Raw genomic sequence first — 8,508 nt, 5'->3', positions numbered from 1 at the left:
ATGATGTTGTAGCGCCTCACCTGTGGCGCTCCAGGCAGAAGTCGAGGGTGGCGTTGATTGGGCGAGTTGATTGTTGGATTTGGGTATCAGCGTCCTTCATGTCGCTTCCTTTTTTAGGCGCGCAGGGGATAAAACACCGTCGTGGTGTTGAATCGTGCAAAGAAGATCGCGCCGCTGTGGCGCGCAGGAAGAGGTTGCTGACTGATGGAAAAACCGGCAACTGACCGTTCGGCTAGGTATTGGGAAAAACGGAAACGTCCGACAAGGTTTTGAGGTTGTCCCTAGGACATTCAATCTCTAGTCCACCGCTGCACACGCAGCGGTCGGGCGTCGCGGCCCGGTTTAATCAGACGCAAAGTGCCATTTCCGCTTTCAGTTGACGTTTTTTTATCGTCTACTGTGCGGCCTTATGGTGGCTGTGCGCGGGATACCTTCGGGTATGCCGGTTTCCTGATTCCGGTCCGCGAACCTGCGTACAGCTACCACCCGATCGCGTCGCGGCGGTCAGTGGTAGTTCCACTTAAATCAGGAACTTCACCATGAATAAACCCACCCCAAATCCCCCGATCGAGTCAGCCCCCAGCGTGCTGTTCACCGTGAAAGACGACATCTGCACCCAGGTGGTCAACCTCAGCGAATCACTCGCATCTGCCCACGCGCTCGCCTGCGATTTCGCCTTTGAGCTAGACGGCTCGCGGCGAGAAGGCGCGTTGGGTATTGCGCAGTTGATCGAGATGTCTCGGTTGTTGGCTGAGCGGTTACTGGCTGAAATCGAGGGTTAAGCACAGCACTGATCGTTCCCGCGCTCCGCGTGGTAACGCCGCTTGGGACGCTCCGCGTCCCTGGTGACGCAGAGCGTCACGGTATGCATTCCCACGCAGAGCGTGGGAACGATCAGGTCAGGCAATCAACGAGTGCAAAAAAGTATCAGTGAGCGTGTTCCCAAGGATTTGTCAGCGCGCCTTTAGAAGGCTGTAATCAACGCACACTCTTCCTGACTCCCTGTAGGAAGACACAACAACAATAACTGTCCTTCTGTAGCCCTCTGGGCGCGGAAATGGAGTGCGCGATGAAGTTCACAGCAAAAACGCTGCTTGCCTGTTCCTGCATGACGGCCTGCATGACCCTCAGCGCCGTCAGCCTTGGCGCGCAAACCCTGACGATTGCCACCGTCAATAACAGCGACATGATCCGCATGCAAAAGCTCTCGAAAACCTTCGAGGCCGAGCACCCGGAGATCAAGCTGAACTGGGTGGTGCTCGAAGAAAACGTGCTGCGCCAACGCCTGACCACCGACATCGCCACCCAGGGCGGACAGTTCGACGTGTTGACCATCGGCATGTACGAAGCCGCACTCTGGGGCGCGAAGGGTTGGCTGGAGCCGATGAAAGACTTGCCGGCGTCCTACGACCTCGATGATGTATTTCCTTCCGTGCGCGATGGCCTGTCGGTCAAAGGCTCGCTGTACGCCCTGCCGTTCTACGCCGAAAGTTCGATCACCTACTACCGCACCGACTTGTTCAAGAACGCCGGGCTGAGCATGCCCGAGCACCCGACCTGGAGCCAGATCGGCGAATTCGCCGCCAAACTCACCGACAAAACCAAAGAGCAGTACGGCCTGTGCCTGCGCGGCAAAGCCGGTTGGGGTGAAAACATGGCGCTGATCACCACCCTGGCCAACGGTTACGGGGCGCGCTGGTTCGATGAGAAATGGCAGCCGCAATTCAACGGCCCCGAGTGGAAAGACGCGCTGAACTTCTACGTCGACAACATGAAAAAATCCGGCCCGCCGGGCGCGTCCAGCAACGGTTTCAACGAAAACCTGGCGCTATTCAACAGCGGCAAGTGCGCGATCTGGGTGGATGCCAGCGTCGCCGGTTCATTCGTGACCGACAAGACCCAAAGCAAAGTGGCAGACCACGTCGGCTTCACCTTTGCCCCGCACGAGAAGACCGACAAAGGCACCTCGTGGCTGTACTCCTGGAGCCTGGCGATTCCAGCCAGCTCCAAAGCCAAGGACGCCGCCAAGGTGTTCACCACCTGGGCGACCTCCAAGGAATACGGCGCACTGGTCGCCAAGACCGACGGCATCGCCAACGTACCGCCGGGCACGCGCACCTCGACCTACAGCGACGAATACATGAAAGCCGCGCCATTCGCCAAGGTGACCCTGGAATCGCTGAAAGTCGCGGACCCGACCAGGCCGACGCTCCAGCCCGTGCCGTACATCGGTATCCAGTTGGTGACCATCCCTGAATTCCAGGCGATTGGTACCCAGGTCGGCAAGTTCTTCGCTGGAGCGCTGACCGGTCAGCAGACGGTCGATCAAGCCTTGAGTGCTGCGCAGACCACCACCGAGCGCGAAATGAAGCGGGCCGGTTACCCCAAGTAACCCGGACCTCCGCCCAGTCCAATGCGGGAGGGGCAAGCCCCCTCCCGCACTGACTGCGCTTCGACTCTCGCTTTGCATGCACTTGACTGGTCTATCACCATGAATACAACGCGCAAAAGCCGCCTGGCCAACCCCGGCTGGTTCCTCGTCACGCCCTCGGTCGCCATGCTGCTGTTGTGGATGATCGTGCCGCTGGGCATGACCCTGTACTTTTCGCTGATCCGCTACAACCTGCTCTACCCTGGTGAAAACCAATTCGTGGGGCTGGAGAACTTCACCTACTTCATCACCGATTCGGGCTTCCTGCCTGGAGCCACCAATACCTTGCTGCTGGTGGGCAGCGTGCTGCTGATCAGCGTGGTGTTCGGCGTGTTGATCAGCGCTTTGCTGGAGGCCAGTGAGTTCTTCGGGCGCGGCGTGGTGCGGGTGTTGTTGATTTCGCCGTTTTTCATCATGCCCACCGTGGGCGCGTTGATTTGGAAGAACCTGATTTTCCACCCGGTGTCCGGGGTGCTCGCCGCCGTGTGGAAGCTGTTCGGCGCCGAACCCGTGGACTGGCTGGCACATTACCCGTTGCTGTCGATCATTATCATTGTGTCGTGGCAATGGCTGCCCTTTGCGATCCTGCTGCTGATGACGGCCATGCAGTCCCTCGACCAGGAACAAAAGGAAGCCGCGCGCCTGGACGGCGCCGGTGCCATCGCGATTTTCTGGCACCTGACCCTGCCCCATCTGGCCCGCCCGATTGCCGTGGTGGTGATGATCGAAACGATCTTCCTGCTCTCGGTGTTCGCCGAAATCTTCACTACCACCAACGGCGGCCCCGGCTACGCCTCGACCAACCTCGCCTACCTGATCTACAACCAGGCGCTGGTGCAGTTCGACGTGGGCATGGCCTCGGCCGGCGGCTTGATAGCCGTGGTCATCGCCAATATCGCGGCGATCATCCTGGTGCGGATGATCGGCAAAAACCTGACTGACAAGCCTTGAGGGCCGCGCCATGACGCTTCAACAATCCCGTCGCCTGCAAAGCCTGCTGCTGGGCACGTTGGCCTGGGCCATCGCGATCCTGATTTTCTTCCCGATCTTCTGGATGGTGCTGACCAGCTTCAAGACCGAAATCGACGCGTTCGCCACGCCGCCGCAGTTCATCTTCACGCCGACGCTGGAGAATTACCTGCACATCAACGAGCGCAGCAACTACTTCAGCTATGCGTGGAACTCGGTGCTGATCTCGTTCAGCGCCACCGCGCTGTGCCTGCTGATCTCGGTGCCGGCCGCCTACTCCATGGCGTTCTACGAAACGCAGCGGACCAAGGGCACGCTGCTGTGGATGTTGTCCACCAAGATGCTGCCGCCGGTGGGCGTATTGATGCCGATCTACCTGCTGGCCAAGAGCTTTGGCCTGTTGGACACGCGCATTGCGCTGATCATCATCTACACCCTGATCAACCTGCCGATCGTGGTGTGGATGGTGTACACCTACTTCAAAGACATCCCCAAGGACATCCTCGAAGCCGCCCGCCTGGACGGCGCCACCCTGTGGCAGGAAATGGTCCGGGTGCTGCTGCCGATCGCCAAGGGCGGCCTGGCATCGACCGTGTTGCTGTCGCTGATCCTGTGCTGGAACGAGGCCTTCTGGTCGCTGAACCTGACCTCGTCCGCCGCCGCACCGCTGACCGCGCTGATCGCCTCCTACTCCAGCCCCGAAGGCTTGTTCTGGGCCAAATTGTCCGCCGTGTCGACCCTGGCCTGCGCGCCGATCCTGATCTTTGGCTGGATCAGCCAGAAACAGCTGGTGCGCGGCTTGTCCTTCGGTGCCGTGAAGTAACGGTCTCTCATAAAAATTCAGACGTGGAGGCCCACCATGGCCAACCTGAAAATCAAGAATCTGCAAAAAGGCTTCGAAGGTTTCTCGATCATCAAAGGCATCGACCTGGAAGTGAACGACAAAGAATTCGTGGTCTTCGTCGGCCCGTCGGGCTGCGGTAAGTCCACCCTGCTGCGCCTGATCGCCGGGCTTGAAGAAGTCAGCGACGGCAGCATCGAACTCGATGGTCGCGACATCACCGAAGTCACCCCGGCCAAGCGCGACCTGGCGATGGTGTTCCAAACCTACGCGTTGTACCCGCACATGAGCGTGCGCAAAAACATGTCGTTTGCCCTGGACCTGGCGGGCGTCGACAAAAAGCTGGTGGACAGTAAAGTCAGCGAAGCGGCGCGCATCCTCGAGCTGGGCCCGCTGCTGGAGCGCAAGCCCAAGCAGCTCTCAGGGGGCCAGCGCCAGCGCGTGGCGATCGGCCGCGCGATTGTGCGCAACCCGAAAATCTTCCTGTTCGACGAACCGTTGTCCAACCTCGACGCCGCGCTGCGCGTGCAGATGCGCCTGGAGCTGGCGCGCCTGCACAAGGAACTGCAGGCAACCATGATTTACGTGACCCACGACCAGGTCGAAGCCATGACCCTGGCCGACAAGGTGGTGGTGCTCAACAGCGGCCGCATCGAGCAGGTCGGCTCGCCGCTGGAGCTGTATCACCAGCCGGCCAACCTGTTTGTGGCGGGGTTTCTGGGGACGCCGAAAATGGGCTTCCTCAAGGGCAAGGTCACACGGATTGACGCGCAACACTGCGACGTGCAACTGGACGCCGGCACCTCTGTCAGCCTGCCATTAAGCGGCCCGACCTTAAGCGTGGGCAGCGCCGTGACCCTGGGTATCCGCCCCGAACACCTGGAAATCGCCACCCCCGGCCAGACCACCCTGACCGTCACCGCCGACGTCGGCGAGCGCCTGGGCAGTGACACCTTCTGCCACGTCAACACCGCCAACGGCGAGCCGCTGACAATGCGCATCCGTGGCGACATGGCCAGCCAATACGGCGAAACGCTGCACCTGCACCTGGACCCGGCGCACTGCCATCTGTTCGACACCGATGGCGTGGCCGTGGCCCGCCCACTGCGCGCTGCCGCCTGATTTCGCGAGTACGACGTTATGAAGCTGAATAAACAGAACCTGACCCAGTTGGCATCCAACGTAAAACTGCCGACCTACGCCATTGGCAGCACCTCCCAAGGCATTGCCCACATCGGTGTCGGCGGTTTCCATCGCGCCCATCAGGCGTACTACACCGATGCCTTGATGAACACCGGCGAAGGCCTGGACTGGAGCATCTGCGGCGTAGGCTTGCGCAGCGAAGACCGCAAAGCCCGCGATGACCTCGCCGGCCAGGACTATCTGTTCACCCTGTATGAACTGGGCGACACCGACGACACCGAAGTACGCGTAATCGGCGCCATCAGCGACATGCTGCTGGCCGAAGACGACGCCCAGGCGCTGATCGACAAACTGGCCAGCCCGGCCATTCGCATCGTCTCATTGACCATCACCGAGGGCGGCTACTGCATCGACGACAGCAACGGCGAGTTCATGGCCCATCTGCCGCAGATTCAGCACGACCTGGCGCACCCGAGCGCGCCGAAAACCGTGTTCGGTTTTCTCTGCGCCGCCCTCACCCGGCGCCGCGCGGCCGGCGTTCCGGCGTTTACCGTGATGTCCTGCGATAACCTGCCGCACAACGGCGCCGTCACGCGTAAAGCGCTGCTGGCGTTCGCCGCGCTGCACAATGCCGAACTGCATGACTGGATAGCGGCCAACGTGAGCTTCCCGAACGCCATGGTCGACCGCATCACGCCCATGACCAGCACCGCCCACCGCCTGCAACTGCACGATGAACACGGCATCGACGACGCCTGGCCGGTGGTGTGCGAACCCTTCGTGCAGTGGGTGCTGGAAGACACATTCGTCAACGGCCGCCCGGCCTGGGAAAAGGTCGGCGTGCAGTTCACCGATGACGTGACGCCCTACGAAGAAATGAAGATCGGCCTGCTCAACGGCAGCCACCTGGCTTTGACGTACCTGGGGTTTCTCAAGGGCTACCGGTTTGTCCACGAGACCATGAACGACCCGCTGTTCGTCGCGTACATGCGCGCCTACATGGACCTGGACGTCACGCCGAACCTGGCGCCGGTGCCGGGGATCGACCTGACCGAGTACAAACAGACCCTGGTGGAGCGCTTTTCCAACCAGGCGATTGCCGATCAGTTGGAGCGCGTGTGTTCGGACGGCTCGTCGAAGTTTCCCAAGTTCACCGTGCCAACGATCAATCGCCTGATTGCCGACGGACGCGAGACCGAGCGCGCGGCGCTGGTGGTCGCGGCCTGGGCCTTGTATTTGAAGGGCATGGATGAGAATGGGGTGAGCTACACCATCCCGGACCCGCGCGCGCCGTTCTGCCAGGATCTGGTGCGTGACGATGCCCTGATCAGCCAGCGGTTGCTGGGAGTGGAAGAGATTTTCGGCACGGCTATTCCCAACTCACCTGAGTTTGTGGCAGCGTTCGAGCGGTGCTACGCAAGCCTGCGCGACAACGGCGTCACACAAACCCTGCAAAATGTGCTGAAGAAACCGACTTAACCCTGTGGGACCTTAATTGTTCTGGCGAGCGGGCTTGCCGTGGTGAGCGGGCTTGCCCCGCGCCGGGGCTGCCAAGCAGCCCCCAGACCAATCCGCCCTGCCACAATGAAGCGCGTTACCCATCCCAAATAACAACACTGCTGAGCACACCCTCATGACCCAGCAAAACCTGTTCCTCGGCATCGACTGCGGCACCCAGGGCACCAAGGCCATCGTCCTCGACGCAGCCAGCGGCAAGGTCCTGGGCCTGGGTGCGGCGGCCCACACGCTGATCAGCGGCGCCAATGGTCGCCGTGAGCAACACACCCAGGAATGGCTCGACGCCTTCACCGAAGCCACCCATCGCGCCCTGCAGCAGGCCGGCGTGGATGGCCAGGCGATCCTCGGCATTGGCGTGTCCGGCCAACAACACGGCCTGGTCCTGCTCGACGAGCACGGCCAGGTGCTGCGCCCGGCCAAGCTGTGGTGCGACACCGAAACCGCTGAAGAAAACGACCGACTGCTGCAGCATTTGGGCGGTGAACGCGGCTCCCTGGAGCGCCTCGGCGTCGCCATCGCGCCGGGCTACACCGTGTCCAAACTACTGTGGACCCGCGAGCAACACCCGGATGTGTTCGCGCGCATCGCCCATGTCCTGCTGCCCCACGACTACCTCAACTACTGGCTCACCGGCCGCGCCGTCGCCGAATACGGCGATGCGTCGGGCACCGGTTATTTCAACGTGCGCAGCCGTGAATGGGATGTGGCGTTGCTGCAGCACATCGACCCCAGCGGCCGCCTGGAAAAAGCCCTGCCAACCCTGATCGAAGCCAACCAGGCCGTGGGCACGATCCTGCCTGCCATCGCCGAACGCCTGGGCATCAACCCCCGTGCCATCATCGCCAGCGGCGGCGGCGACAATATGATGGGCGCCATCGGCACCGGCAACATCGCCCCCGGCGTGATCACCATGAGCCTGGGCTCATCGGGCACTGTGTATGCCTTTTCCGACCAGGCCACGGTGAGCCCTCAAGCCTCGGTGGCGACGTTCTGTTCATCCAGCGGCGGCTGGTTGCCCTTGATCTGCACCATGAACCTGACCAACGCCACCGGGGTGATCCGCGAGTTGTTCGAACTGGACCTGGACCGCTTCAACGCCCTGGTCGAGCGCGCGCCGATTGGGGCCGACGGCGTGAGCATGCTGCCGTTTCTCAACGGCGAGCGCGTGCCCGCCCTGCCCCACGCCACCGGCAGCGTGCACGGCCTGACCATGACCAACCTGACCCGCGCCAACCTGTGCCGCGCGGTGGTCGAGGGCACCACCTTCGGCCTGCGTTACGGCCTGGACCTGCTGCGTCAGGGAGGCCTGCAAAGCCAGAGCATCCGCTTGATCGGCGGTGGCTCGAAAAGCCCGGTGTGGCGCCAGATGGTGGCCGACATCATGAACACCGAGGTGGTCTGTACCGAACAAAGCGAAGCCGCAGCCCTGGGCGCGGCGATTCAGGCGGCGTGGAGCCAGTCCGGCGAATCCCTGGCCAGCCTGTGCGACAAATGCGTCAGCGTCGACCCGAACAGCCGTACCCTGCCGGTGGCGGCCAATGTGGTCGCCTATCAACAGGCTTACGAACGCTATCAACAGCACGTGGCAACCCTTTAAGAGCGAACG

General features: G+C 61.7%; 8 protein-coding genes. All 8 read left to right on the top strand.

Annotated features, from left to right (window positions below):
- Positions 1–224: hypothetical protein (locus tag KZX66_RS24320; RefSeq protein WP_248083776.1), on the top strand; the 224-nt coding region annotated here is incomplete at its 5' end.
- Between the two features lie 315 nt (positions 225–539).
- Complete coding sequence (locus tag KZX66_RS24315; RefSeq protein ID WP_248083775.1) at positions 540–782, top strand: DUF6124 family protein; 243 nt, start codon at positions 540–542, stop codon at positions 780–782.
- 287 nt (positions 783–1,069) lie between these two features.
- The gene (locus KZX66_RS24310) at positions 1,070–2,392 is read left to right on the top strand and encodes a sugar ABC transporter substrate-binding protein (protein ID WP_248083774.1); all 1,323 of its coding nucleotides are present in this window, start codon (positions 1,070–1,072) and stop codon (positions 2,390–2,392) included.
- A gap of 99 nt (positions 2,393–2,491) precedes the next feature.
- Positions 2,492–3,382 (top strand): sugar ABC transporter permease, encoded by an 891-nt coding sequence (locus tag KZX66_RS24305; protein WP_248083773.1) that lies wholly within the window; start codon positions 2,492–2,494, stop codon positions 3,380–3,382.
- Positions 3,383–3,392: 10 nt separating this feature from the next.
- Complete coding sequence (locus KZX66_RS24300) at positions 3,393–4,223, top strand: carbohydrate ABC transporter permease (RefSeq protein ID WP_003173672.1); 831 nt, start codon at positions 3,393–3,395, stop codon at positions 4,221–4,223.
- A 36-nt stretch (positions 4,224–4,259) separates the two neighbouring features.
- Positions 4,260–5,363 carry a sn-glycerol-3-phosphate ABC transporter ATP-binding protein UgpC gene (ugpC, locus tag KZX66_RS24295; RefSeq protein ID WP_248083772.1) on the top strand — a complete coding sequence of 368 codons (1,104 nt, stop codon included), beginning with the start codon at positions 4,260–4,262 and terminating at the stop codon, positions 5,361–5,363.
- A gap of 18 nt (positions 5,364–5,381) precedes the next feature.
- Positions 5,382–6,863 carry a mannitol dehydrogenase family protein gene (locus KZX66_RS24290; protein WP_248083771.1) on the top strand — a complete coding sequence of 494 codons (1,482 nt, stop codon included), beginning with the start codon at positions 5,382–5,384 and terminating at the stop codon, positions 6,861–6,863.
- A gap of 154 nt (positions 6,864–7,017) precedes the next feature.
- The gene (xylB, locus tag KZX66_RS24285; protein ID WP_248083770.1) at positions 7,018–8,499 is read left to right on the top strand and encodes a xylulokinase; all 1,482 of its coding nucleotides are present in this window, start codon (positions 7,018–7,020) and stop codon (positions 8,497–8,499) included.
- Positions 8,500–8,508: the final 9 nt, after the last annotated feature.

The sequence above is a fragment of the Pseudomonas sp. EYE_354 genome (assembly GCF_023148575.1).
Classification (GTDB): domain Bacteria; phylum Pseudomonadota; class Gammaproteobacteria; order Pseudomonadales; family Pseudomonadaceae; genus Aquipseudomonas.
The sequence above is the reverse complement of the archived record's forward strand: the minus strand, read 5'-3'. Positions and strand labels throughout refer to the sequence as shown.